Origin of the sequence: Cobetia sp. L2A1 (assembly GCF_009796845.1) — a bacterium.
GTDB lineage: Bacteria > Pseudomonadota > Gammaproteobacteria > Pseudomonadales > Halomonadaceae > Cobetia.
In genome coordinates, this window is record NZ_CP047025.1 from 2,926,036 (window position 1) to 2,949,453 (window position 23,418).

A 23,418-nucleotide genomic window follows, 5' to 3' on the forward strand; every position below is an offset into this window, starting at 1 on the left:
CCGAGATGACCTCATCGACACTCATTCCTGACCAATACCGTGTCGCTTGAGCTTGTTGGCAATCGTGGTATGCGAAACGCCCAACCGCTTCGCCAACAGGCGGCTGGAGGGAAAGTCCGGATACAGGCGCGCCAATACCCGCCGCTCTACCTCGTCATGAATATCACCAAGGCTGCCCGCCAGATCGATGCTCTCAAGGCCATCTTCTCGCGCCACGCCGATCAAACGCAGATGCACTGCCTCGATTACATCGCCATCGCACAGCGACACCGCCTGGAACAGTACATTCTCCAACTGACGTACGTTGCCCGGCCAGTGATAGCCACGCAGACGCGCCATCGCCTCTGGCGAAATATCCCGCACGAGAGCGCCAATCTGTCGCACAGCACGCTCGAGAAAGTGGCGTGCCAATTCCTCAAGACCATCCAGACATTCCCTGAGCGGCGGAATCTGCACCGAGAGCACATTGAGGCGATGGAAGAGGTCATGACGGAAGCGTCCTTCGCTACACAGCGCCGGCAGGTCTTGTTGAGTAGCGCAGATCACGCGGACATCAAGGAAGGTTTCTTCATCACTGCCCACGCGCCGGAAACCGCCATCCTGCAAGAAGCGCAATAGCTTGACCTGCATGCGCGGGCTCATCTCACCCACTTCATCGAGAAAGATGGTACCGCCACTGGTCAACTCCAGCAGACCAAGCTTGCCCTCGGGGCGCGCGCCCTCAAAGGCTCCAGGGGCGTAGCCGAAAAGCTCGGTCTCGGCCATGGATTCCGGCAGGCCAGCGCAGTTAAGCGCCATGAACGGCGCCAGTCCGCGCGGGCTGGCCAGGTGGCAGGCGCGCGCCAATAGCTCCTTGCCAGTGCCGGTCTCGCCTTCAATGAGTAACGGAGCATCCAGAGGCGCCATGCGCCTGGCCTCTTTTACCACCGCTGATAACTGGCGACTGGACTGGAATATAGCCTCGAAACCACGTACCTCGGTACGCTGGACTTGATAGATACGTGAGCCAATACGGTCTGCACGATGCAGGGTCACTACTGCGCCCGCCAGCGAGGCAACATCTTCGTTTTCGGTATGCAGTGGCGCGATATCGGCCAGAAACGTTTCTTCTCCCACTCGCAGCCGCAGGCCATTGACGCGGGCATTGTTACGCCGAATCAGATCCGGCAGATCAACATCCTGAATATGGCGCGTAAGTGCCAGGCCAGGGACCTCGTCGATGCGTACGCCCAGCAACTTACCTGCCGCGCGGTTAGCCGCCACCACGCGACCATCCATATCGATCGACATCACCGGATCTGATAGCGACGACAACAAGGCATTGAGCTCCAGGTGACGGCGCTCGGTAGGCATCAAGCTGACGCGCGTGACCTTGAATACCCCAGAAATCTCTTCAAGCGCTGGCTTCAAGGTAGAGAGCTGCATACGCAGCATGTTGGGCACATGCAGATAGATGGTGTTGTTGGCCTCACCACCCACTTCTCCACGCAGCACGTTGAGTCCGTAGTCGGCAAAGAGCGCAAGGATGTCACGCAGAATACCAATCCGATTCTGGCAGGTCAGTTTGAGGCGCATGTGTGTCTCAGCATTGTTGTTGTCAGGTAGGGAGTCGTCAGAAAGGCTTGCCAAGATCAGGCGCCACTCCATGACATGGCATTAACGTAAGCATTGCCGAGATCGTCGTAAAGTCTTCTTTACAAAAGGCGTGACTCATCACCGCTTCACCCCTAGCAAAGCCGCCACATGGCGCTATTACTCACCGACTGTCAGGTTTACGTGACGATATTTGCTTTCACTGCCTTCCCAACAGTACTCGCTGCCACTATTTCCCTCTAGCCAAAACCCATCGTTCACGCCTAGCGTAGGGGAAGATGCCAAGCGTGCAAGAGACCCTTGATGCACCGCGCACGATACGGCGATACACAGCTAACGGCGGTAAAAAACAACATGCCTGCGCACGCAGCGCTGCGGTATCGAGTCCGCATGGGAGGTTGCATGAACGCTTCACAAGGTCGGCAATGGCCTGACACTCAGTCCACTGTCATGACATCGTCCAGTGGCACGTCTCACACGGCTGGTTCTCAAGCCACGCAAGGTAATGGCACTCGCTACGTGGCACGCGAGCCCGATACCAATGGCATCATCGACTACAGCATGGAGGAGCATGCCACCTGGCAGACGTTGATGACGCGCCAGATGGCATTGGTAGATGGCCGTGTCTGTCGCGAGTATCAGCAGGGACTTGAGCGCCTTGCCCTGCCTCATGACCGCATCCCGCAACTAGGCGAAGTTGATCGTGTACTCGAAGCGACTACCGGCTGGCAGACCGCTCGTGTGCCGGCACTCATCCCCTTTACGCGATTTTTTGCGTTGCTGGCCGCAAGGCGCTTCCCTGTCGCCACCTTCATTCGCAGCCCGCAGGAACTCGACTATCTGCAGGAACCGGATATCTTCCACGAAATCTTCGGTCATTGCCCGATGCTGACCAACCCGGCCTTTGCCGAATTTACCGCCACCTATGGGCGCCTTGGACTGGCCGCCAGCAAGGAAGAGCGCGTCTATCTGGCACGCCTTTACTGGATGACAGTCGAATTCGGCATGCTTCGCGAACGCCAGCCTGATGGCAGCAACGCCTTGCGCCTGTATGGCGGCGGCATCATCTCTTCACCCCGTGAGACGCGCTACGCGCTCGGTGAGTCAGGTGACACGCTCGGTTGTCCGGAGCATCTCGACTTTGATCCTGTCGAAGCGCTACGCACACCCTATCGCATCGATATCTTGCAGCCGCTCTACTATGTACTGGCATCGCTGGATGACCTTCACCAGCTGGCAGGCCGCGACATCATGGCATTAGCGCGTGAAGCCATGCGCCTTGGTCTGAAAGCGCCATGCTTTACACCGAAAGACACCGCCATCACCCGTACTTGAAAAGCGCGATCACATCTATTCTTGTAATCCCTCATATCTGTTCCTGACGATGGAGATTTGCTCATGACCGATCTTGCCAATCAATCCTGTGAAGCCTGCAGTTTCGATGCCCCGAAGGTCACCGATAGCGAAATCGAGACGCTCAAAGCCGCCATTCCTGAGTGGCAGTTGCTTGAGCGCGATGGCATCATGCAATTGGAGCGCTGCTTCACGTTCCCCAACTTCAAGCAGGCACTGGCATTCACCAATCGCGTAGGCGAGATTGCCGAGGAAGTCGGGCACCACCCGGCACTTCTCACCGAATGGGGCAAGGCCACCGTGACCTGGTGGTCCCACGAGATGAAGGGTCTGCACAAGAACGATTTCATCATGGCCGCCAGAACCGACGAGGTAGCGAAATAAGATGTTCAAGCAGATTGCGCGTGTACCCGGGGATGCCATCCTCGGCCTGATCGAGGCCTTCAACAAGGACACCAACCCGCAGAAGGTCGACCTCGGTGTGGGTGTCTATCGCGACGCGAACGGCAACACGCCGGTGATGCGCGCGGTCAAGCAGGCCGAAAGTCGTCTGGTCGACAACGAGGTCACCAAGACGTACATCGGCTCTCATGGCGATCCGCGCTTCGGCAAGGCCGTGCTGCCGATGGTGCTGGGTGCCACGTCTCCGGTGCTGGCCGCCAACCGCGCCAGCGCCACCCAGGCACCTGGTGGTACCGGTGCGCTGCGTCTGGCGGCTGACTTCATCGCCAGCAACTTGAAGGGCCGTGATATCTGGCTCTCCACGCCGACCTGGCCGAACCATCTGGGCATCTTCGATGCCGCGGGCGTGACACGTCACGACTACCCGTATGTCGATGAGCACAATCGTCTCGACTTCGCCGGCATGCTGGCCACGCTCAAGACGATTCCGGAAGGTGATGTGGTGCTGCTGCATGCCTGCTGCCACAACCCGACCGGTTTCGATCTGAGCCGTGAGCAGTGGGATCAGGTGCTGGAAGTCGTTCAGGCGCGCAAGTTGCTACCGCTGATCGACTTCGCCTATCAAGGCTTCGGTGATGGCCTGGAAGAAGATGCCTACGGTGTACGCCTGCTGGCCGAGAACGTCGATGAAGCCATCATCACCAGCTCCTGTTCCAAGAACTTCGGCATCTACTGCGAGCGTACCGGTTGCCTGATTCTGATCGCCAAGGATGAGGAAGGCATGCTCGACGTGCGTTCACAGGCGGCAATCACCGCGCGTGAGAACTATTCCAACCCGCCGGCCCATGGCGGCGCGGTGGTCATCGATATCCTTCAGGACGAGGCGCTGCATGCTGAATGGATGAGCGAGCTGACCGAGATGCGTGAGCGCATCAACGGCCTGCGTCGTGACTTCGTCGAAGCGCTCAAGCCTTACGGCCTTGATGAGCAGTTCGCTTTCATCGCCGAACAGCGCGGCATGTTCTCCTACACCGGCCTCACCCCGGAACAGGTCGATCGCCTGCGTGATGAGTTCGGCATCTACATGGTGCGCTCTGGTCGTGCCAACGTGGCGGGATTCTCCACCGAGAACCTGCCCTACGTAGCCAAGGCCATCGCGACCGTCGTCAACGGCTAAGCCACAAGGCAACCGCTTGATGACAGGCACAAGAAAACCCGCCAAATGGCGGGTTTTCTTGTGCCTGGAGGTGGCTTGAAAATGCACCAGGATGCTCAGGTCAAAATGCGTGTGCTTATTTCACTCCTGCTCATCATTCTCTGTCGGAAGCTCAGCAAGACAGGCCGCCACTTCGGCTTCCAGCAAATCGATTAGCCACGCTTGCACCCTCTGCTCCCCACTGCCATCTTCCACCGTCGGTAGCTGCCAGCTCAACTCCAGATAACGCTCACTACGCATCGATAACGCCATGCCGATCAAACTGCCGTTAGCTCCACTCAGCGCTTGGCGAGCCGAAAGCACATCGATGATGGTGGCCGCCACGCCTGAGCGCGCCACCCGTCCTGCACCGTCCGGTGTCGCCGCTTCAGCCTGGATAGCAGGTGTCACTCGCTCACGCTTGAGCAATCCTCGGATCAAGCGGCCCTGACTAGTACTCTCCGGCAGGTCAACAAATGGACGCTCGTTGAGACGTGCCAGGCATAATGGTTTATTCAACAGTGGCCAGCGCGTCGGCCATAACAGCATCAGCGGTAACCTCAGCGCTGGCGGTTGATGAGCAGCAACCTCAACGGCTAGTGCGTCTGCTACCGGCACTTCGATGGCAGGTTCCGAGTCGCTCAGCGACGGGTTATCGCCAAGCTCTGGCATGGTAGCTGTCGCACTAGTGCCATCCTCGCCTTCTATCAAGACGGTCTCTTCACGGGCACGCTGCCGCAGGCTGGCATTGAGCTCACGAGCACGTGCCGCTGCTGTTGCTGCACGCTTGCCCCCCTGTGGCTCCGGGGGCGCGTCCAGACTCACTGCCATCGCTACCCGACCTTCGCGTACGGCTTCTGCCTGCTGCGATGATGCCATCACTTCAATAACCGGCAGCCAGTCACTCAACGCCTCACATGCTGCGATACGCGTAAGCCATCCAGCACTGAAGGCTTCAATCGCAGGTGTTACTGCCAATACCAGCCGTGGTCGCTTACCGCTGCCGGGGCCAAATGCCAGACGACGCAGCTCCGATTGAGCAGTGAACATCTGTGCCAGCGAGGGCGTCAGCCGCTCGGCCTCTGGCGTCGGCACCAGTCGCCCTCCCTCACGCAGAAACAGCGAATATCCCAGCGTCTGCTCAAGTTGAGCCAGTCCGCGCGATACCACCGGCACACTGATCCCAAGCTGTGCAGCACCGCCTTTCATCGAACCACACTCGATCACCGCCCACAGCATTTCCAGCTGCCGCAGCCGCATGCCTGGTTCACGTGTTCCGGTATCTGACTGCGCCATCTTGTTGCTCCCTGGAGATATCGACCGCCATGCCTCTGCCATCGAGTCAGCGGCATCTGCCTATTTTAGCCTTACGCTAATCATGCCGGAGCTAAATGTCACGCATGCAATGAAAGCAGCTCCCCAGAACGACACCACCCCCGCTGACGAATCAGCGAGGGTGGTGGTAGGACTTGCCACGAATGGCTCTGAGATATCAATCCATCCTGGCGTCAGAACATCGGCAGATCAGGACAGCGCCAACACGCCTTCCGCTTCAAACAGCACGCCCTTCGGCAGCTCCTTGACGCCAACCGCGGCACGTGCCGGATACGGCTGGGTGAAATACTGCTCCATCAACGTATTCACTACGGCAAAGTTGCTCAGGTCAGTCAAGAACAGGTTGACCTTGACCAGCTGATCCAGACTACCGCCAGCCGCTTCACAGACTGCCTTGAGGTTGCGGAAGACTTGATCTGCCTGTGCTTCAAAACCACCTTCCACGACTTCCATGGTGGCCGGATCCAGCGGAATCTGACCAGACAGGAAGACCAGATTCCCTGTCTGTACAGCCTGGGAGTACGGGCCAATCGCTGCGGGTGCGGATTCGGTGGAGATAATCTGCTTGGTCATACGTAATTCCTCAAGAAAGTATCATCAATAGGCGAACATCAAGGACGATCAAGCGGCGTAACGACCGAGACTCAGGCCATTAGGATCGATACCGGGTTTGCGGCCATCGATCAGGTCCGCCAACAGACTCGCACTGCCACAGCTCATGGTCCAGCCCAGGGTGCCGTGCCCCGTGTTCAGCCACAGATTGTCATACTTGGTGCCACCGATGATCGGTGTGGAGTCCGGTGTCATCGGGCGCAGGCCAGCCCAGAACTCGGCGCGTGCATAGTCGCCTGCTTCAGGGAAGATATCGCGCACGACCATGTCGATGGTCGCGCGGCGCTTCTCGAGCAATGACAGATCGAATGACGCCAGCTCGGCAGTACCGCCGACACGGATACGGTCATCAAAGCGCGTCAGTGCCACCTTGTAGGTTTCATCCATGACAGTGGATTGCGGCGCTGCATCGGCGTTGATGATCGGCACTGTCAGACTGTAGCCCTTGACCGGATAGATCGGCAGATCAAGATCAAGATCCTTGGCCAGGAAGGGCGAGTAGCTTCCCAGACACATGACGTAGCTGTCAGCCATCATCTCACCACGGTCGGTGATGACCTTTTCAATACGGCTGCCGCTGCGCTGGATACGCTGAATGGTGGTGTCGAAAACGAACGTCACACCAAGGGTATCGCGGCAGTAATCCGCCAGACGATTGGTGAAGAGGTGACAGTCACCCGTCTGGTCATCCGGCAAATGCAGTCCGGCAACGAACTTGCCCGGTACACGGGCCAGCGCGGGCTCAACGAGTGCGCAGGCCTCTGCATCCAGCAGGCTGTGACGTACGCCACAGCCTTCCAGCACCTTCATGTCCTTGCGGACGGATTCAACCTGAGCTTCGGTGCGGAACAACTGCAGCAAGCCCTGCTGACGGTCTTCATATCGTAGGCCCGTCTCGTCACGCAGTGCATTGATGCACAGACGGCTGTACTCGGAGACGCGCACCATGCGCTCCTTGTTGACGGTATAGCGATCGCCATTGCAGTTGGCGAACATCTTGACCATGAACTTGGCCATCTGCGGGTCCATGCGCGGCTGGATCTTGAGCGGCGCATGCTCCTGGAACATCCACTTGATGGCTTTCTGCGGAATGCCGGGCGCCGCCCAGGGAGAGGAGAAACCAAAGGATACCTGACCGGCATTACCGTAGCTGGTTTCCATCGCTGGCCCGGATTGGCGATCCACCACCGTCACCTCATGCCCTTGGCGCGCCAGATAATACGCACTGGTAACACCGACAACGCCGCTTCCGAGCACAAGAATCTTCATATTGACCTACTCCGTGACTGCAAACCGCACTCTGCGGAAAATGAAAAGAAAATCCTGCACTGATCAGCACCGGATAAATCCGAGAGGTCATCACCGAGTAGCGTACTACCAGCAGCTGCTTGACCTGAATACCACTAGTATAGAGCCGAGCCTCAACACTATTATTCTGTTGTTTAGCCATTAATCAGAAAAATACTAGGTTATTTTGCCAGCATGCTAGTGCTAACCAACAAAAAAGCGGCCATTTTTAGAATGGCCGCTTTTTTGTTGTCGTACTGCGTAGCAATACTGTCTCGCTCACCGCTCAGAGCATACTGCTGCGCGATGCAATCAAGCTCAGGGAGAAGCGCCCGCGCAAGCAGCGCGCGTAGACTTTCCCAGGTTACCGATGGCCTGACGGTACAATCGCCAGGCAACGATACCGGCCAACAAGTTACCGATGGCGGCACCGATGGCGACCCCACGCAGTCCATCAATCTGCGCCCCTAACCATACCGCCGGCAGGAAACACACGAAAAGACGCACGAAGGACAGAAGCGTTGCGCGCAATGGCCAACCCAGCGCATTGGCAGCAGAAACAACTAGCATGCAGATACCCAAAAAGGCATAGCTAGGTAGCATCCACGGCACCATCAGCATCAATGCATCCGCCACTTCACTGTTCCCCACCAACACATTCGCCAACGGCGACGCCAGCAAGGTCATGATCACGCCCAGAATCAGCTGCCAGACAATGACGACTCGTGCGACAAGATTCATCAGTCGCCGTACTTCCTGCCAGCGGCCTGCGCCGTAGCAACGCCCCAACCAGGGTGGCAACGACATGGTCAGGGCCAGCACCACAATCAGCGAGAAGGTCTCCAGCCGTGAGGCAATGCCCCAGGCTGCCACCTGCGTCTGCCCAAGACTTGCGACAATCGCCGTGACCAGCATGGCCGCCAGCGCAGGCATCATCTGCGACAACACGGCAGGCGCTGCAATACCCATCAATTGACGACGAGAATTGCGCCATTCCTGCAACAGTCCGTGAGTTTCGATCCAGCGCCGCCCTGAAATATTGACCAGCGTGATGGCCAGCCCAATGGCGAACGCCAATAGCGTCGCCCAAGCGGCGCCAGCCAGTCCAAAACCGGGTATCGGACCGAGCCCGAAGATCAACAGCGGATCAAGCGCAAGATTCAAGAGACTGGTGACCAGCATCATCACACCTGGCAACCGAGTGTTACCGTGCGCACGGAACAGGCTATAGAACACATAGGCCATCGCCCCCAGCCAGCTTGCCATCAACCACGGGCCCCAGTATTGCTCGATCAGCGCGAGCTCCTGATCATTGGCGCCCAGTAAATGAAAGGCTGGCACACGTACAATCCAGAGCAGTAGCATTAATAGTGCAAGCACACTGCCAGACGCGAGTACCACCACTCCCCCCAGGCGGCGCGCACGCTCATCCTCTTCTGCACCCAGCGTACGCGAGATAATGGCGGCAATCGCAATTCCCATCCCGACCTGAACACCAATGATGAGAAACGTCAGCGGGAAGGTAAAGGATTGCGCCGCCAACGGCGCCGTACCCAGACGAGACACAAAAGCAGCATCAACCAGGTTGAAGCCCAGTAACCCCATGATGCCGATCGTCATGGGCAAGGTACTGCGCCACAGCCGCGACAGCAGCTCACTCGTCGTTGGACAAGCATATGACGAGGATGGGGATGGCGTAATTCTCGAAGACATCGACTCACTCCCAGCATGCCAGGCATCGCTGGTCAGAAAATGACAAGGGTCCAAGGGCAGTACCCTTGTGGCTAGAGGGACAATTCTAGGGCTTTGCATGGCATGTCGATAGCATCAAGAAAACATGACTTTGATGCATTATCGGCAACATAAAAGGCGATAAAATAGGTTGATACGTAGCTTTAGAGGAAACAGTCGTCGTGCTAAGCTTTGCAAATCATACAATCTTGCCGTCGACGCACACCTTGCGAGACCGATAGGCACGCCACTTCCTGCTACCAAGACAACTGGCGGAGTGGCCACTTTCCCGATTGCATCACGAGAGGTCAGACCGTGGATAAAGCATCCCGCTTGTTGCTGTTTCTAGATGTGGTGGAGACGCATAGTTTTTCCAAGGCGGCAGATCATCGCCAGGTCAACCGCTCGGTGGTTTCCAAGCAGATTAGCCGTCTGGAAGAAGAGCTACAGATTCGCCTGTTCAATCGCTCCACCCGCTCATTGGCATTGACTGATGCCGGACGTGAAATTCACCAGCATGCACTGCGGCTGCGTGAAATCCTGGAAGATACCGACGATGTAGCGGGTGCCTATCAGGATGGGCCGCGCGGTGTACTCAAGATCACCAGCCCTAGTCATTTCGGCCGCACCTATGTGGCCCAAGCAGTTCGCCTCTATATGGAGCGCTACCCGGATACCCAGGTAGAAGTTCGCCTGGAAGACCATCTGACGGATATCATCGGCGGTGGATATGATCTCGCCATCCGCATGTCAGAACTTGAAGATTCCAACCTGATCGCACGTCCGCTGGCAGCGCATCGCCACCTGATCTGTGCATCTCCAGCCTTCATCGAGCGCTATGGGATGCCGAAGACGCCCGAAGATCTTTCAGGCCTTCCAGCGGCCGTCTATTCTCGGGATGGTTTCATTCTTGATCGCATTCGGGTATGCAGCGAAAGTGGCGTCGAGGAAAAGATCTCGCTGGACTCACGCCTCAAGGTCAATGACGGAGAAGTCCTGCTCAGTGCGATCAAATCAGGCGCCTGCTACGGCATGGTGTCGGCCATCAACCTCAATGATGAGATACTCACCGGCGAGTTGATCCCGCTGCTGACCGATGTCCCGATGAAGCCGCTCCCCTCGATCCATCTGGTCTATCCGCATCGCCAGTACTTGCCGCAGAAGACGCGTCGTTTCAGCGATTGCCTGCAGGAAGTGGTGGGAACGCCGCCGGTCTGGGAGCAGCGAATTCCGGGCTTCGATAGCATGTACGGTTACGGCAAGGACTGCGGCGGCTGATATCGTTAGAACGCGTATCAAGGCCAAGCACCGAAACGCCCGCCATGCAGATGCATGACGGGCGTTTCAATGTCTCACGTCGTATTCCTTTACATCATGATGTCCTGCAAACGCCGTTCATTCTCCACGGAGCTCGGCGCACGGGCGGATATACGGCTTGCGATTCAGCCATTCAATCAATTCTGGAAGACGTTTGGGGCGTGCATAGCGAAAACCTTGCACCAGATGACAGCCCATTTCGATCAACAGGCGCTCCTGCTCAGCCGTTTCGACACCTTCTGCCAACACTTCCATCCCAAGGCTATCTGCCAGGGAAATGGCATGGGACACGATAGCGCGATCCCGCGAGTCATGATCAAGACAACGCACAAATTGCTGATCAATCTTGAGGCGACATGCACGCAAGTCGCGTACATAAAGCAATGATGCAAAACCGGTACCGAAATCATCGATGGCCAAGCGCACTCCACGATCAATCAGACCCGTCAGCCGCTCTACGACACTATCGAGATCCGGCACGCGTGAGGACTCGGTGATCTCAAGTTCCAATCGCTCTGGTGCGAAATCATGTCGGGCCAATACCTCTGACACCCTTGCCGGGAAGCCGGGGTCACGAAATTCTTGAGCAGAGACATTGATCGCTACCGACAGCGGCTTGCCATCTGGCGTAACCAAATCCCGCGTCGCCTGCAGCGCGGTATCCATGACACGCGCACCTACCGTACCGATCAACCCGTACTGCTCGGCCAGCGGAATAAAACGTCCTGGCCCGATGGTGCCAAGTTCCGGATGATCCCAGCGAACGAGCACTTCAACCCCGACCGCTTGGCCACTGACAAGATCAAACTGTGGCTGGAAGGCAAGATCCAGTTCCTCAAGATGCTCGCGCAGGTCACTGGTCAGACGATAATCATTGAGATGACGCATGTGAGCACCCGGCGAGAACACATGCAACGCCCCACACACATCAAGGTCATCATTCTCGCCATGCAGCATGGCCAGCTCTGCTAGATGCATCAGACGATGGGCACGCCGCGCATGTAGCGGCGCAAGACTGATACCGACCCGGGCTGTCACCGGCAGTGTCTTGCCATCCAGGCGCATCAATGTGGTCAGACGCTCGCATAGCTCGCTGGCTCGCGTGATCAATGCGGCCTCATCTCCCTTGAAGAACAGCGCAAAGGCATTACCCAGCGGACGACACACCAGCGCATCACGATATTGGAGTGACATGGACTCTGCCATGCGTTCCAACAACGGGTCTATCCGCTCAGCACCATGGGCTGAATTGATGATTTCCAGATGCGTCAGGGAGAGATAGATGATGCCGCCGTCGGTAGCCTCCTCGACCAGCAACTCATCTACCTGGGCATTAAAGCGGTCACGTGATAACAGATTGATCGGCTGCAAACGACGCAGTGCAATCAGTGCCTTGTCTCCGAGCCCCGACGCTCTGGCTTCTGCCAATCCCGAGAAAGGGGCCTTGAGACGCACACGACGCTCACTCACTGGCTCCAGGCGTGGGCGCGCCAGCCCGAAGAGTTCTTGCCAGCCGCAGGTATTGGCGACCAGTTGCTCATCATCGAATACCGCCATTCTCCACGGTAGATTGGTCTGCTGCACTAACAGCCAATCACCAAATCCGCCAGTAATACCGACCAGCCAGAAACCCGGCTGGCCACTCAGCCCACAAGGCTCGGGCATAAAGGGCACAGGGAATGGCAGCTCTGGCTGGCTCTCTGCCTGACGGGCACGCGGAGTGCTCCAGGCGAGCTGGCCGAATCGATCATAGATCCACAAGGGCTCTTCAATGGAAGACAGTAGTCTGATCAGGATATCGAGAGGCACGTTTACCCCGCCTATGGTGACAAAGAAAAATCCTTTCGGTCCTGTTCAACAGCGCACGCGTACTGCGCGCTATATTTTCACCACCAAGCGTGAGACAAAATGACCCAGCTTATGGTGAACACACCAACAGGAACTCAGTGCCGCTATACAAAAGCACACACACGAACTCTATAAACGAACAATGGTCGCTTGAGTCTATGCCAAGCCGTGGGGAAGGTACCAAGGCTATTTTCTTGGCAACTCAACGCTTGGATCTCGACCATGACATTCCAGGGTGTGTAAAGCTATGTATAACTTGTGTTACAACGCCTTGCCTCAGTGGCGTCAGGCCATGGGGAAGAGTAGGATAGGCGCCCGTTTCGCCCGGACCGGATCCCGGGCGCCGAATCCATCGGTCAAAGAAATTCTCCGTCATGACTCAACACGTCCCGAATTCCGCTACACCCTCCAGCACTCCAGCCACTGACATTACTGCTGCGCCCCGCGCGGTCGTCATCTATTCAGGCGGCATGGACTCCTACACCGTATTGCATCAGGCACTGAAGGAAGGCTTCGAGGTACATGCCCTCTCCTTCCATTACGGCCAACGCCACTCGCGTGAACTTGATGTTGCTCGCTCGGTCTGTGAATCACTGGGCGTCTCCCACGAAATCGTGGATATACGCGCCATTCATGGCCTCATCAGTAATTCAGCGCTGACCAATACCGCTCACGCGATGCCTAAGGCGGATTACGACGAGGACTCCATGACCTCGACCGTCGTGCCCAATCGCAACATGATCCTGTTGTCATTGGCGATCGCCAAGGCCGTCAACATCGAGGCGGATGTCTGTTTCTATGGTGCCCACGGTGGTGATCATGTGCTCTACCCGGATTGCCGCCCCGAGTTTGTCGACAAGATGAACGCGGTCGCCGCGATCGCCAATTTCTCTCCCATCGAGATTCGCGCGCCCTTCCTGCATGCGCGCAAGGACGAGATTCTGGCCGCCGGCATCGCCATGCAGCTGGACTACAGCCAGACCTGGACCTGTTATGAAGGTCGTGAACTGGCCTGTGGCGAATGTGGTAGCTGCCGTGAGCGTCTTGAGGCATTTGCCCATCACGGTCTGAGCGATCCGCTGAGCTATGTCTCAGCCAAGGATGCGGGCACTCGCTGATGTATACGGTAAAAGAAGCTTTCTACACCCTGCAAGGTGAAGGCGCTCGCGCCGGTCGTGCCAGCGTGTTCTGTCGCTTTGCCGGCTGCAATCTGTGGAGTGGCCGCGAACGTGATCGCGACACCTCGATATGCCGTTTCTGCGACACCGACTTTGTGGGCACCGATGGTCAGAATGGTGGCAAGTTTCGCGAAGCGCAGGCACTGGCCGACTTCCTCACCGGTTTGTGGCCAGAGCATTCAGGCATCGCGACACCCTATGTCGTCTTCACTGGCGGGGAACCGCTTCTGCAGCTGGATAGCGCCTTGATCGACGCCATGCATGCTCGCGGCTTTGAAATTGCGGTAGAAACCAATGGCACAGTCATTCCGCCTGCGGGTATCGATTGGCTCTGCGTCAGTCCCAAGGGCACCAGCACACTGGTAATTGAGAGGGGTGACGAGCTGAAGCTGGTCTACCCACAGCCGGAAGCATTGCCAGAGCGCTTCGCCAGCCTGGATTTCGCGAACTTTTATCTGCAGCCGCTGGATACCGCCGCGCTCGATGCGCTACCGGCACCCGCCGCGGCACTCACGCATTACCGTGAAGTGCTGGCACGAGACACGCCCATGGCCCAGTGCGTCAATTACTGCATGGCCAATCCTCAGTGGCAGCTGTCGCTACAGACTCACAAAATCAGTGGTATCGATTGATGATGGCAATGACAACCAAGACCCTGTTCGTCAGAGCACTGACGGCGCTGGATGCCTCCGCCTGGAGCAACACACGTGGCCTTTACGGCATCAGTCAGCACCTCGACATCGAACTGGATGGCGAGGTAGGCCATGACGGCATGCTGTTCGACTTCGGGAATGTAAAGCCGTGGGCGAAGACGCTGATCGACCAGGACGCCGATCACACCTTGATCGTCCCGACCCTGGCCGAGGGCATCAGTGTCACCGACTGCCTGGAAGGCCTGTCGCTCCGCTTTACCCAGCCCTACGCCATGGAAGTGCGCGGGCCGCGTCAGGCCTTCTGTCTATTGCCAGTCGCCGAGATCACCGACGAAGTCATGACTCAGCACTTCGAGACGTTGCTGATGCGCAGGCTTCCGCCACGCGTTGATGCCATTCGCGTCACGTTGCGCAATGAAGTCATCGAGGGCGCGTCCTACACCTACAGCCATGGCCTGCGTCATCACACCGGTAACTGTCAGCGTATTGCACACGGCCATCGCTCGCCGCTTGTCATCGAGCGCAACGGTGAACGTGATGCGATGCTTGAGCGAGAGTGGGCCGAGAAGCTGCATGACCGCTATCTGGCGGAAGAGGCGGATCTAGTCGATCGTCCGGGACGGGACATGGTGTTCAGCTACGAAGCGCCGCAGGGCAAGTTCCGCATCCGCCTGCCGCGGCAGCAGGTCTGGCTGCTACCAACGCCGACCACCATCGAGTGGATCGCCGATTGGCTGGCGCGCCAGATCGCACTGGCGAGCGGCGATGCGATTCGCGTAGAGGCCTACGAAGGCATCAACAAGGGCGCGATTGCACGCCATACTGCTGAAAGCGCCCGCCAGCCACTGATTCTACCCACCACGGTCATGACCGATGCAGTCGCGCCCAGCGAAGACAAGGCAAACAGCGAGAGCTCATGAGTCACATCGCGACCACTGACACCACATCCGGTTGTCGCGCCGGGTGTGGCGCCTGCTGCATTGCTCCCTCGATCTCGAGCGCCATTCCCGGCATGCCGGATGGCAAACCTGCTGGGGTGCGCTGCATCCAGCTCGATACTGATAACCTGTGCAAGTTATTCGGCCAGCCGGAGCGACCAGCGGTATGCGGCAACTTCGGTTTTGACCACGAATTGTGCGGAGACACGCGTGCACAGGCACTGCACCTGATCGGTGAATGGGAACGCCTGACCTGACAGCAGCGCCTGTTTCGTTACAGGCGCCTAGCCAAAGAATCTGAATGGCTCAGCCGCCCCATCACTGCGACATGCCAGCAGTGCCTGATTCAGCGACTGCATGTCGGCGAAGGGTGAAGCCGTGCTGACACTCGCATGAGACTCTACTGCGGGGAGCGGTGCTATCAGCTCCAGCCGCGAATCCTGGCGCCAGCTCGACGGCGATAGCTCGGCACGCCCATTGGCGCGGTTATAACTGTGCCAGCCGTCCTGCACACGAAAGACCCCTTTCACACGCCATTCCCGCGGCAGTCCATCCAGCCACTGGGTCAGCTTATCGAGATCGAACACCTCACTCGCCGCTAGCCGCCACCCGATGCTTGCATGCTCAAGGCGCTCTGCCTGCTCGATGATCGGTGCCCCCGGCAAGGGTATTCCGCTCCCTCCCTCCTCATTCTGTATTGCCAAGCCACGCTGAGCCCTATCACGCGCCGCACGATGCTCGACAGGCATCTCAAGCCCAATGGCCGTGTCATCTGCCTGGGCTTCACTATCGCTTACCAACCATTCAATAGGTACGGCATCGCGCCCGGCTCTCGAGGCCTGCGATGCCCCTGTCGCAGTGCGCCCCATTTCACCGACCCAGCGTTTGGGTGGCCATAGTCCAGCCAGATACTCATGCGCTGCAGCCAGCTGCTGTGGTGTCGCCAGATCGCGCTTACTCAGCACCACTCCACCTGCCAGGCTGAGCTGATCCTGAAAGGTGCCATGCTCCATCGTGCGTGCATCTTCCAGCGCGCGAGGGTCCAGCAGTGTGATCACCTCCTGTAGCACCAGTGCAGAGGCCAATCCTTCCCCACGCAGGACATCAATCAAACCGGCCGGATGGCCCAGCCCCGACGGTTCAATGATCAATCGATCAGGACGCGCCTGGTGAATCAGGCTGATCAATCCCGCCTGCAGCACGAAGGCCAGCTGACAACACATGCATCCCCCGGGCAAGCCTTTGACGGTGATGTCATCGCGCTCAGCGAATAGCGCTTGATCAATTCCCACCTGCCCAAATTCATTGACCAGAATCGCCCAATGTTCGTCAGCCGGCTTGGCAGCAACGAGTGCCTGAATGAAGCTACTCTTGCCGGTCCCCAGAAAACCGGTAATCAGATGAACAGGGATGGGCCTTAGCGGCATACGTGAAGCCAAAGGCATGGGAGGTTCTCCGCGGCAGGAAAGCAAGTGATCCGTCGACTGTTACATGATAACAAAACGTGCCTGACAATCACCCCCGATGCCAGACGGTTTCTCACACGCGATCCCCCCGCCACTGAGAGTGACGAGGGGATCGTGTGATGAAACGCGAGGGGTGAACGCCAGCTCAGAGCAGGCGAGCGATCAGACAGCGCGCGTCAAGATACGGCGGGCTACCTCTGGAGTGATATCACCGTGTTCTCCAATGGCGGTAAAACCGTGCCGCGTGAGGTTGTCGACCAGCTGATCGATGCTGTCGGCGCTGATACCGGCTTCGCTCAAGGAGACCGGGGCACCCATGCGCGAGAAGAATTCACGGGTCTTGACGATGGCAGCACGCGCGACAGTCTCCTCATCACCTTCCAGCGCCCAGACGCGCCGACCATACTGCGCAAGCTTGGCACGCTTGGCTTCGAACAACTCTTCCCACAGTGCAGGCATCACGATGGTGAGCGTGCGACCATGATCAACACCGTGCAGCGCCGTAATCTCGTGACCGATCATGTGCGTAGCCCAATCCTGCGGCACCCCACGGCCAATCAGGCCATTGAGACCCAAATTGGCGGCCCACATGATGTTGGCACGTACTGCCAGGTCATCCGGCTGACTGAGCACCTTGGGCCCCTCCTCAATCAGGGTCATCAACAGACCTTCAGAGAAACGATCCTGGACAGGAGCATTGACGGGATAGGTCAGGTACTGCTCGCTGACGTGGATGAAGGCATCAACCACCCCGTTGACGCTCTGGCGCTCAGGCAATGTCAGAGTGGTGGCAGGATCGAGCACTGCAAAACGCGGATAGGCCAGCTCGCTGAACATCGGCAGCTTGTCGTGAGTCTCATAGTTGGTCACGACGGCATTGCCGTTGGATTCGGAACCGGTAGCCGGCAGCGTCAGCACGACACCCAGTGGCAGCGCCGTCTGCGGATGCTTGCCTTCAGCAAGGATTTCCCACGGGTCGCCTGCATGGCACGCCGCCAGTGCCAGAAACTTGCTACCGTCAGCCACGCTGCCACCGCCAACGGCTAGCAGAAAATCGATCTTCTCGCGCTTGATGACGTCCAGCGCCTCCAGCAGGGTATGGTAGCTCGGGTTCGGCTCAATGCCGCCGAAACTCCACCACTCACGTCCTTCAAGAGCGCTCTCAATCTGGTCCATCACACCGTTACGCTTGATGGAACCACCTCCATAGGTGACCAGTACTCGAGCATCAGCGGGAATCTCATCACGCACCTTGGCAATCTGGCCAGCACCGAAATGGACGCGCGTCGGATTCTGATAGGTAAAGTCTTGCATGATGTGCTCCTCATAACGCCAGCGACAATGTATCGACCTGCATGAGCGTGATGCAGTCTAGTGTCATCTGGCGCGATATGACGTAGGACAGAGTAAAAGAGATGAGTGACCAGATAGATAACAATGGCACTCTCTCTACAGGGAATAAGTCCATTTTAACGCCATTAATACGACTAAAGGAGGTGGCATCACTCACGTCTTTGGTGCGATTTTGGCACCAAATATCGTATCTGGCTTACCTTTTCATACGACTGATCAAAACCACCACGGCAACCTGGGGCCGTAACACGCAAATGACCCGCCGAGGCGGGCCATTGACTAGCGACAAATAATTACGTGAGGAATGCAGTACTACAGACGAACCAGCATCTTGCCTTTATTGGCGCCCGTGAAGAGCTTGAGGAAGGCATCCGGTGTTTGCTCCAGCCCTTCCTCGACGGTCTCGACATACTCGATCTCGCCATTGGCCACTAACGGGCCAACCTCTTTCAGGAAACGGGCATAGTTGTCCCAATGCTCGAAGACGATGAAGCCCTGCATACGTGCACGGCGAATCAGAATCATCGCCAGATTGGCCGGACCTTCGACTGCCTCGGTATCGTTGTAACGCGATATCATTCCGCAGACTGCAATACGTGCGCCGACGCGCAAGTTGTTAAGTGCCGCGACGAGACAATCGCCACCGACATTCTCATAGTAAACATCGAAACCGTCTGGACAGGCTTCATGGAGCTCTGCACTCAGCTGCTCGGCATTCTTGCCCTTGTAGCTGACGGCTTTGACGCCACGTGCTTCCAGCCAATCGAGTTTTTCCTGACTACCTGCAATACCCACTACTGTGCCGCCCTTGGCTTTGGCCAGCTGTACCGCGAGCGAGCCAACGGCACCAGAGGCTGCACTGACAAGCACATTATCGCCGTCCTTCATTTCAGCGATGATATTGAGACCTGTCCAAGCCGTCATACCCGGCATGCCCAGCACGCCAAGATAGGCCTGCTCCGGGACATCGATACTCGGCAGCGGCTCTAACTGATCTGCCGGTAGCTGGGCGATATCACGCCAGCCACCCATATGGCGTACCTTGTCACCTGCGGCAAAGCGAGAGTCACGTGATTCGATCACCTCACCGACGGCAGCGCCTTGCAGCGGAGCGTTCAGCTCGAAGGGATCAATATAGGTCTTCTCTCCGCTCATACGGCCCCGCATGTAGGGGTCGACGGATAGCCATGCATTACGAACACGAACCTCGCCTTCTGCCAGCTCAGCCAACGCCTCTTCGCGCAGCTTGAAGAGCTCGCGCTCCGGAACGCCTTTCGGATAGTCGGTAATGGTGAAATAACGTGTCTGCATTGAATGCTCCTTGCGAGTGGGTCTGTCGAATCGTCACACCTATCTGTCATCTTTTTGATCAGCTTGGCTTTTTGATCATGCCAAATGTGACGATATCTGCCGGAAACGTTCATCCAGCAAGACGATGGAACCAGACTACTCGTGATCCAGTTATCACACCAATGCCAAAAACTGAATTCCGGTATGCATAAGACTGATATCATCAGTGGTTGAAATTTACCTTGGTTGCCCAAGGCGGCATAGCTTCCATCCCCCCCCCTGGATTGGCTCCTTTCACACTGGCCTCTCCTGACTTCGGAGCCCATCATGCATCTGGCCGAACTGGCACGCCATGATCTCAATGCGCTGGTGGCGCTGCATGCTCTACTGGAGACTCGCAGTGTCTCGCGCGCCGCAGAGCGTCTCAATCTGAGCCAACCTGCCGTTTCACGCACACTCGGGCGCTTGCGCGAGGCCTTTGATGACCCACTCTTCGTACGTGTCCAGCGCGGCCTACGGCCTACCGCCCGAGCTGAGGCCCTACAGCAGCCGCTCGCACGGTTGCTACAAGAGCTAGGTGCGTTGTTGGCGCCGCCGGAGTTCTTCCCCGCTGATAGTCAACGACGCTTCCAGTTGGCGACCACCGACTACGGCATGCATGCTTTTGTCGCGCCGCAGATTGCACCTCTGCATCGTGAAGCTCCCAGCGTACGTCTCGACATTCAAGCGTACGACGGCAATGTCGAGCAGCAGCTGGATGAAGGTGGGCCAGAGCTTGCGATGTGCGTACCCACTGCAAAAGTCCCCACAGGGGTGCATGGGCGGGAAATTGGCGCTGATCACTTTGTCTGTGTCATGCGCAAAGATCACCCCTTGGCGATAGAAGCGACACTAAGCCTTGAGAGCTTTCTGACAGCGGGTCATCAGCTGATCAGCATGGGCGGCGATGAACGCGGTGCGGTCGACCTGGCACTCGCGGAACAAGGCCTTGCTCGACAGGTGGTACTGCGCCAGCCTCATTTCCTCGCTGCCTTCAGTGTCACCTGCCACACCGATCTACTGCTGTGTGTGCCGGGCTGTCTGGCCGTCAGCATGCTGGAGCAACTGCCATTGACGATCCGACCGCTCCCGATCGATATCAACAGCTTCTCATACTGGCTGGTATGGCATGAACGCCTGCATCACGATGCAGGGCACAGCTGGTTACGTCAGCGGCTATCGGCAGGCATTCAGGTTCGCCATCGCGAGCTGACTCAACGGCTTCGCCATCTGCTCGATACCTGACATTAAAATCCCAGCCTCAGAGACTGAAGGTAGCCAAAAGGTCAGCATGAATAGACCTCGCCAGACGACTTGCGAACACAAAAAAACCGCCCCCTTTCGGGAGCGGTATTCATACCATCAAGTCACTGGTGTTCAGTTACGCTCGATGTCGGCTTGCTCGCGCAAGGACTCCTGCAATCCCTGTACGGCTGCCTGCGCCTGCAAGCGGCTAGCCAGACGTGCCAGGAATTGATCCGTCTCACCCGGCTTGGCTTCACCGATGTCCGTCAGCGAAATCAGCGCAATGCCATTTTTCAGTGCTGCTTGACCGTATACTGGCTTGCCATCTTGCGGATGCGTCAACATGAAGGCCTGTTTGACAAGGCTCTGTGGAAGCTGTGAATCGGCCTGACGGCTGACCTCCTTTGCTTCACGCCAATCAATGCCATCGACCTGCTGCCCATCACGCAAGGCTTTCAGGTCTGACTCGGCCAAGGCCTTGAGTGCCTTGGTGGTCTTGTCAGCAGTTGCTTCACGCTGCACCTGCTGCTTGACCTCATCAAAAGCCAATGTGGTCGCAGGGCGCTGCTCAGCCACACGCAATACCAGACGACGACTGTCGTCGAGCTCGATGACGTCGCTATTATAGCCATCCTTGAGCACTTCATCGCCGAAGGCCGCAGACATCACGCCAGGCTCTGACAACAACGCATCATCAGTGTCCTGCGCGACCCAATCGGTCTGCTTCAGCGGTAAATCAAGATCCTTGGCGACACTCTTGAGGTCATCCGCAGCGAAGCTCTCATCTTTGAGCTGCTGTGCTTTCTCATTGAAGGCATCACGCGAAGCCGATTGGCGAGCATCGGTCAGCAGCTCGTCGCGCATGTCATCAAGCGAAGCGATATCCAGACCAGTCACCTTGATCAGGTGCAGGCTGTCGCCGGTATCGACGATATCGGAAACCTGGCCTTCATCCAACGCGAAAGCAGCATCATCAAACTCTTCACCGAAGATGCCTCGCGTGATGACGCCCAGCTCTCCGCCTTTATCAGCCGTGGAGCTATCTTCAGAAACGCTTTCAGCCACCTTGGCGAAGTCTTCACCAGCAGCCAGCTGCTCACGCGCTGCTTCAAGCTTGCTTCGCGAAGCCGCCACGTCATCGCCCTTCTCGACCATGATGTGCGCGATCTCACGCGGCGCTTCAGCACGTTTTGCAGCGTACTCGGCCTGCAAGGTCTCGTCAGTGACTTCACCACCTTCCGCAAGCTCTGTCTGATCGAGCAGCACGTAGGCCAGCTTGACCTGCGCGGGGCGGCGATAGTTCTCCTGGTGGCCGTCGTACCAGGCCGTCAGCTCGTCATCGCTGAGCGTGACCGGCGTTTCCAGATCTGCGCTACTCAGCGTCGCGTAGCGGAAGCTGCGAGTCTGACGCTGCAGCTTGCTCAGTGCTTCCGTTTCGCCCGGCAACACGAAAGCGCTGCTAGCGAAGCCTTGACGCAGCTGCTCGCGCAACGTGTCACTGCTCAACTGCTGACGAAAGGATGTCGGCGAATACCCAGCGCTGGCCAGACGGTTGCGGAAGACATCGGCATCGAAGCGGCCCTTGTCATCCTGAAACTCAGGAAGGCTCACGATCAGCTGATCGAGCTGGGCATCAGAGAGATGAAGGCCACCCTCTTCGGCATACTGATCCAACAGACGTGAGTCGATCATCTGATTGATGATCTGGGTGCGCGCTTCACGCTCTTGCTCCGGCGCCACCTGGCCAGAACGGATAGCACGCTGTACTTCGGTTTCTACCGACTGACGGCTGATCTTGTCACCATTGACGGTCGCTACATCATCACTGCTAGCCGTGATGGCACCAATGATGGACTCGACGCCAAAGAAGGCAAAGGTGACGACAATAAAGCCAACGATTGTCTTGGCCACCCAGCCATGCGACCGGTCTCGAATTCGTTGCAGCATGCAGGCCTCGAACTACAGGGATAGGAATGGCCACAAGGGCCGCGACTCAGTGACTATCGATTATACGCATGCCGCCAGCAGATGCAGGTGCCTTTCAGCTACCGAATGATAATGGCTGGGGAATAATCATATAAACGGTCATGAAAACAGTCACAAAAAAAGCGCATCGCCAGGCGATGCGCTTCGGTATCTTGGTTCCGACCTGACAGACAATGACACAGATGCCAAGCCGGAACCGCGTCACCGGGTGCCTGCAACGCAGGCAGACCTCAGTTGACGGCGTCTTTCAGTGCCTTGCCTGCCTTGAAGCTCGGCACCTTGGCAGCACTGATTTCGATCGGCGCGCCAGTCTGCGGGTTACGGCCAGTACGAGCAGCACGATCCTTGACAGTAAAGGTGCCGAATCCGACCAGTGCCACGGTCTCACCTTTTTTCAGGCTATCAGTGACGGTGTCGACCATCGCATCGAGTGCACGGCTAGCTGCTGCTTTCGGAATATCGGCAGATGCAGCAATGGCTTCGATCAGCTCGGATTTGTTCACTATTCACCCCTTGAATTTGCAAAAATTACCAGAAATCAGCGCGAGAGACACAGGTACTAAACACGATCGCGACGATGCGGAGTTTATAGCAACG

General features: G+C 57.5%; 20 protein-coding genes. 9 read left to right on the plus strand and 11 right to left on the minus strand.

What is annotated here, in order from left to right; translation table 11 throughout:
* Positions 1-21 precede the first annotated feature (21 nt).
* Positions 22-1,575: a sigma-54-dependent transcriptional regulator gene (locus tag GQR90_RS12470; RefSeq protein WP_158774399.1), complete on the minus strand. Its 1,554-nt coding sequence runs from the start codon at positions 1,573-1,575 to the stop codon at positions 22-24.
* Positions 1,576-2,043: 468 nt separating this feature from the next.
* Here GQR90_RS12470 and phhA point away from each other — a divergent pair, with 468 nt between their 5' ends.
* The 3 genes from phhA to GQR90_RS12485 all read left to right on the plus strand — a co-directional run bounded on the left by phhA (position 2,044) and on the right by GQR90_RS12485 (position 4,525).
* Positions 2,044-2,928 carry a phenylalanine 4-monooxygenase gene (gene phhA / locus GQR90_RS12475; RefSeq protein ID WP_158775495.1) on the plus strand — a complete coding sequence of 295 codons (885 nt, stop codon included), beginning with the start codon at positions 2,044-2,046 and terminating at the stop codon, positions 2,926-2,928.
* Positions 2,929-2,991: 63 nt separating this feature from the next.
* Positions 2,992-3,330, plus strand: a complete 339-nt coding sequence (locus tag GQR90_RS12480) for a 4a-hydroxytetrahydrobiopterin dehydratase (RefSeq protein ID WP_158774400.1) — start codon at positions 2,992-2,994, stop codon at positions 3,328-3,330.
* 1 nt (position 3,331) lies between these two features.
* Positions 3,332-4,525, plus strand: a complete 1,194-nt coding sequence (locus tag GQR90_RS12485; protein WP_158774401.1) for an amino acid aminotransferase — start codon at positions 3,332-3,334, stop codon at positions 4,523-4,525.
* Positions 4,526-4,645: 120 nt separating this feature from the next.
* Here GQR90_RS12485 and GQR90_RS12490 read toward each other — a convergent pair whose 3' ends face one another.
* The 4 genes from GQR90_RS12490 to GQR90_RS12505 form a co-directional block, all read right to left on the minus strand.
* Entirely contained in the window at positions 4,646-5,839 is a 1,194-nt protein-coding gene (locus GQR90_RS12490; protein ID WP_158774402.1) for a LysR family transcriptional regulator, read from the minus strand.
* A 228-nt stretch (positions 5,840-6,067) separates the two neighbouring features.
* Entirely contained in the window at positions 6,068-6,451 is a 384-nt protein-coding gene (locus GQR90_RS12495) for a RidA family protein (protein ID WP_024952937.1), read from the minus strand.
* 48 nt (positions 6,452-6,499) lie between these two features.
* A complete protein-coding gene (locus tag GQR90_RS12500) occupies positions 6,500-7,759 on the minus strand; it encodes a D-amino acid dehydrogenase (protein WP_158774403.1) in 1,260 nt (419 codons plus the stop codon).
* Between the two features lie 336 nt (positions 7,760-8,095).
* Positions 8,096-9,397: an MATE family efflux transporter gene (locus GQR90_RS12505; protein WP_233266534.1), complete on the minus strand. Its 1,302-nt coding sequence runs from the start codon at positions 9,395-9,397 to the stop codon at positions 8,096-8,098.
* A gap of 426 nt (positions 9,398-9,823) precedes the next feature.
* Between GQR90_RS12505 and GQR90_RS12510 the strand changes: the two genes are divergently transcribed.
* Entirely contained in the window at positions 9,824-10,786 is a 963-nt protein-coding gene (locus GQR90_RS12510; RefSeq protein WP_158774405.1) for a LysR family transcriptional regulator, read from the plus strand.
* Between the two features lie 117 nt (positions 10,787-10,903).
* Here GQR90_RS12510 and GQR90_RS12515 read toward each other — a convergent pair whose 3' ends face one another.
* Positions 10,904-12,634: a putative bifunctional diguanylate cyclase/phosphodiesterase gene (locus GQR90_RS12515; RefSeq protein WP_158774406.1), complete on the minus strand. Its 1,731-nt coding sequence runs from the start codon at positions 12,632-12,634 to the stop codon at positions 10,904-10,906.
* A 413-nt stretch (positions 12,635-13,047) separates the two neighbouring features.
* Between GQR90_RS12515 and queC the strand changes: the two genes are divergently transcribed.
* Genes queC through GQR90_RS12535 form a run of 4 tightly spaced genes read left to right on the plus strand, consistent with a single transcriptional unit; the run spans position 13,048 to position 15,699 of the window.
* Positions 13,048-13,791: a 7-cyano-7-deazaguanine synthase QueC gene (queC, locus tag GQR90_RS12520; RefSeq protein ID WP_158774407.1), complete on the plus strand. Its 744-nt coding sequence runs from the start codon at positions 13,048-13,050 to the stop codon at positions 13,789-13,791.
* Entirely contained in the window at positions 13,791-14,483 is a 693-nt protein-coding gene (gene queE, locus GQR90_RS12525) for a 7-carboxy-7-deazaguanine synthase (protein WP_158774408.1), read from the plus strand. Before queC ends, queE begins: the two co-directional genes overlap by 1 nt.
* 8 nt (positions 14,484-14,491) lie before the next feature.
* Positions 14,492-15,424, plus strand: a complete 933-nt coding sequence (locus GQR90_RS12530) for a 6-carboxytetrahydropterin synthase (protein ID WP_158774409.1) — start codon at positions 14,492-14,494, stop codon at positions 15,422-15,424.
* Positions 15,421-15,699, plus strand: a complete 279-nt coding sequence (locus tag GQR90_RS12535; RefSeq protein WP_158774410.1) for a YkgJ family cysteine cluster protein — start codon at positions 15,421-15,423, stop codon at positions 15,697-15,699. The genes GQR90_RS12530 and GQR90_RS12535 overlap by 4 nt, the downstream gene beginning before the upstream one ends.
* 27 nt (positions 15,700-15,726) lie before the next feature.
* Here GQR90_RS12535 and GQR90_RS12540 read toward each other — a convergent pair whose 3' ends face one another.
* The 3 genes from GQR90_RS12540 to GQR90_RS12550 form a co-directional block, all read right to left on the minus strand.
* Positions 15,727-16,887, minus strand: a complete 1,161-nt coding sequence (locus GQR90_RS12540) for a CobW family GTP-binding protein (RefSeq protein ID WP_158774411.1) — start codon at positions 16,885-16,887, stop codon at positions 15,727-15,729.
* Positions 16,888-17,070: 183 nt separating this feature from the next.
* Positions 17,071-18,222, minus strand: coding sequence for an iron-containing alcohol dehydrogenase (locus GQR90_RS12545; RefSeq protein ID WP_158774412.1), 1,152 nt, complete (start codon positions 18,220-18,222; stop codon positions 17,071-17,073).
* 351 nt (positions 18,223-18,573) lie between these two features.
* Positions 18,574-19,572, minus strand: a complete 999-nt coding sequence (locus tag GQR90_RS12550; protein WP_158774413.1) for an NADP-dependent oxidoreductase — start codon at positions 19,570-19,572, stop codon at positions 18,574-18,576.
* 306 nt (positions 19,573-19,878) lie between these two features.
* Between GQR90_RS12550 and GQR90_RS12555 the strand changes: the two genes are divergently transcribed.
* Complete coding sequence (locus GQR90_RS12555; RefSeq protein WP_158774414.1) at positions 19,879-20,835, plus strand: LysR family transcriptional regulator; 957 nt, start codon at positions 19,879-19,881, stop codon at positions 20,833-20,835.
* Positions 20,836-20,967: 132 nt separating this feature from the next.
* Here GQR90_RS12555 and GQR90_RS12560 read toward each other — a convergent pair whose 3' ends face one another.
* Together GQR90_RS12560 and GQR90_RS12565 are read right to left on the minus strand one after the other, a co-directional pair.
* A complete protein-coding gene (locus GQR90_RS12560) occupies positions 20,968-22,782 on the minus strand; it encodes a SurA N-terminal domain-containing protein (RefSeq protein ID WP_158774415.1) in 1,815 nt (604 codons plus the stop codon).
* A 269-nt stretch (positions 22,783-23,051) separates the two neighbouring features.
* The gene (locus GQR90_RS12565; RefSeq protein WP_024951809.1) at positions 23,052-23,324 is read right to left on the minus strand and encodes an HU family DNA-binding protein; all 273 of its coding nucleotides are present in this window, start codon (positions 23,322-23,324) and stop codon (positions 23,052-23,054) included.
* Positions 23,325-23,418: the final 94 nt, after the last annotated feature.

Bases quoted from the DNA above. Each gene is read 5' to 3' on its own strand.
- GQR90_RS12485 (WP_158774401.1), top strand. From the start codon at position 3,332: ATGTTCAAGCAGATTGCGCGTGTACCCGGGGATGCCATCCTCGGCCTG.
- GQR90_RS12495 (WP_024952937.1), bottom strand. From the start codon at position 6,451: ATGACCAAGCAGATTATCTCCACCGAATCCGCACCCGCAGCGATTGGC.
- GQR90_RS12505 (WP_233266534.1), bottom strand. From the start codon at position 9,397: ATGACGATCGGCATCATGGGGTTACTGGGCTTCAACCTGGTTGATGCT.
- phhA (WP_158775495.1), top strand. From the start codon at position 2,044: ATGACATCGTCCAGTGGCACGTCTCACACGGCTGGTTCTCAAGCCACG.
- GQR90_RS12480 (WP_158774400.1), top strand. From the start codon at position 2,992: ATGACCGATCTTGCCAATCAATCCTGTGAAGCCTGCAGTTTCGATGCC.
- GQR90_RS12470 (WP_158774399.1), bottom strand. From the start codon at position 1,575: ATGCGCCTCAAACTGACCTGCCAGAATCGGATTGGTATTCTGCGTGAC.
- GQR90_RS12555 (WP_158774414.1), top strand. From the start codon at position 19,879: ATGCATCTGGCCGAACTGGCACGCCATGATCTCAATGCGCTGGTGGCG.
- GQR90_RS12530 (WP_158774409.1), top strand. From the start codon at position 14,492: ATGACAACCAAGACCCTGTTCGTCAGAGCACTGACGGCGCTGGATGCC.
- GQR90_RS12550 (WP_158774413.1), bottom strand. From the start codon at position 19,572: ATGCAGACACGTTATTTCACCATTACCGACTATCCGAAAGGCGTTCCG.
- queC (WP_158774407.1), top strand. From the start codon at position 13,048: ATGACTCAACACGTCCCGAATTCCGCTACACCCTCCAGCACTCCAGCC.
- GQR90_RS12490 (WP_158774402.1), bottom strand. From the start codon at position 5,839: ATGGCGCAGTCAGATACCGGAACACGTGAACCAGGCATGCGGCTGCGG.
- GQR90_RS12560 (WP_158774415.1), bottom strand. From the start codon at position 22,782: ATGCTGCAACGAATTCGAGACCGGTCGCATGGCTGGGTGGCCAAGACA.
- GQR90_RS12500 (WP_158774403.1), bottom strand. From the start codon at position 7,759: ATGAAGATTCTTGTGCTCGGAAGCGGCGTTGTCGGTGTTACCAGTGCG.
- GQR90_RS12535 (WP_158774410.1), top strand. From the start codon at position 15,421: ATGAGTCACATCGCGACCACTGACACCACATCCGGTTGTCGCGCCGGG.
- queE (WP_158774408.1), top strand. From the start codon at position 13,791: ATGTATACGGTAAAAGAAGCTTTCTACACCCTGCAAGGTGAAGGCGCT.
- GQR90_RS12540 (WP_158774411.1), bottom strand. From the start codon at position 16,887: ATGCCTTTGGCTTCACGTATGCCGCTAAGGCCCATCCCTGTTCATCTG.
- GQR90_RS12545 (WP_158774412.1), bottom strand. From the start codon at position 18,222: ATGCAAGACTTTACCTATCAGAATCCGACGCGCGTCCATTTCGGTGCT.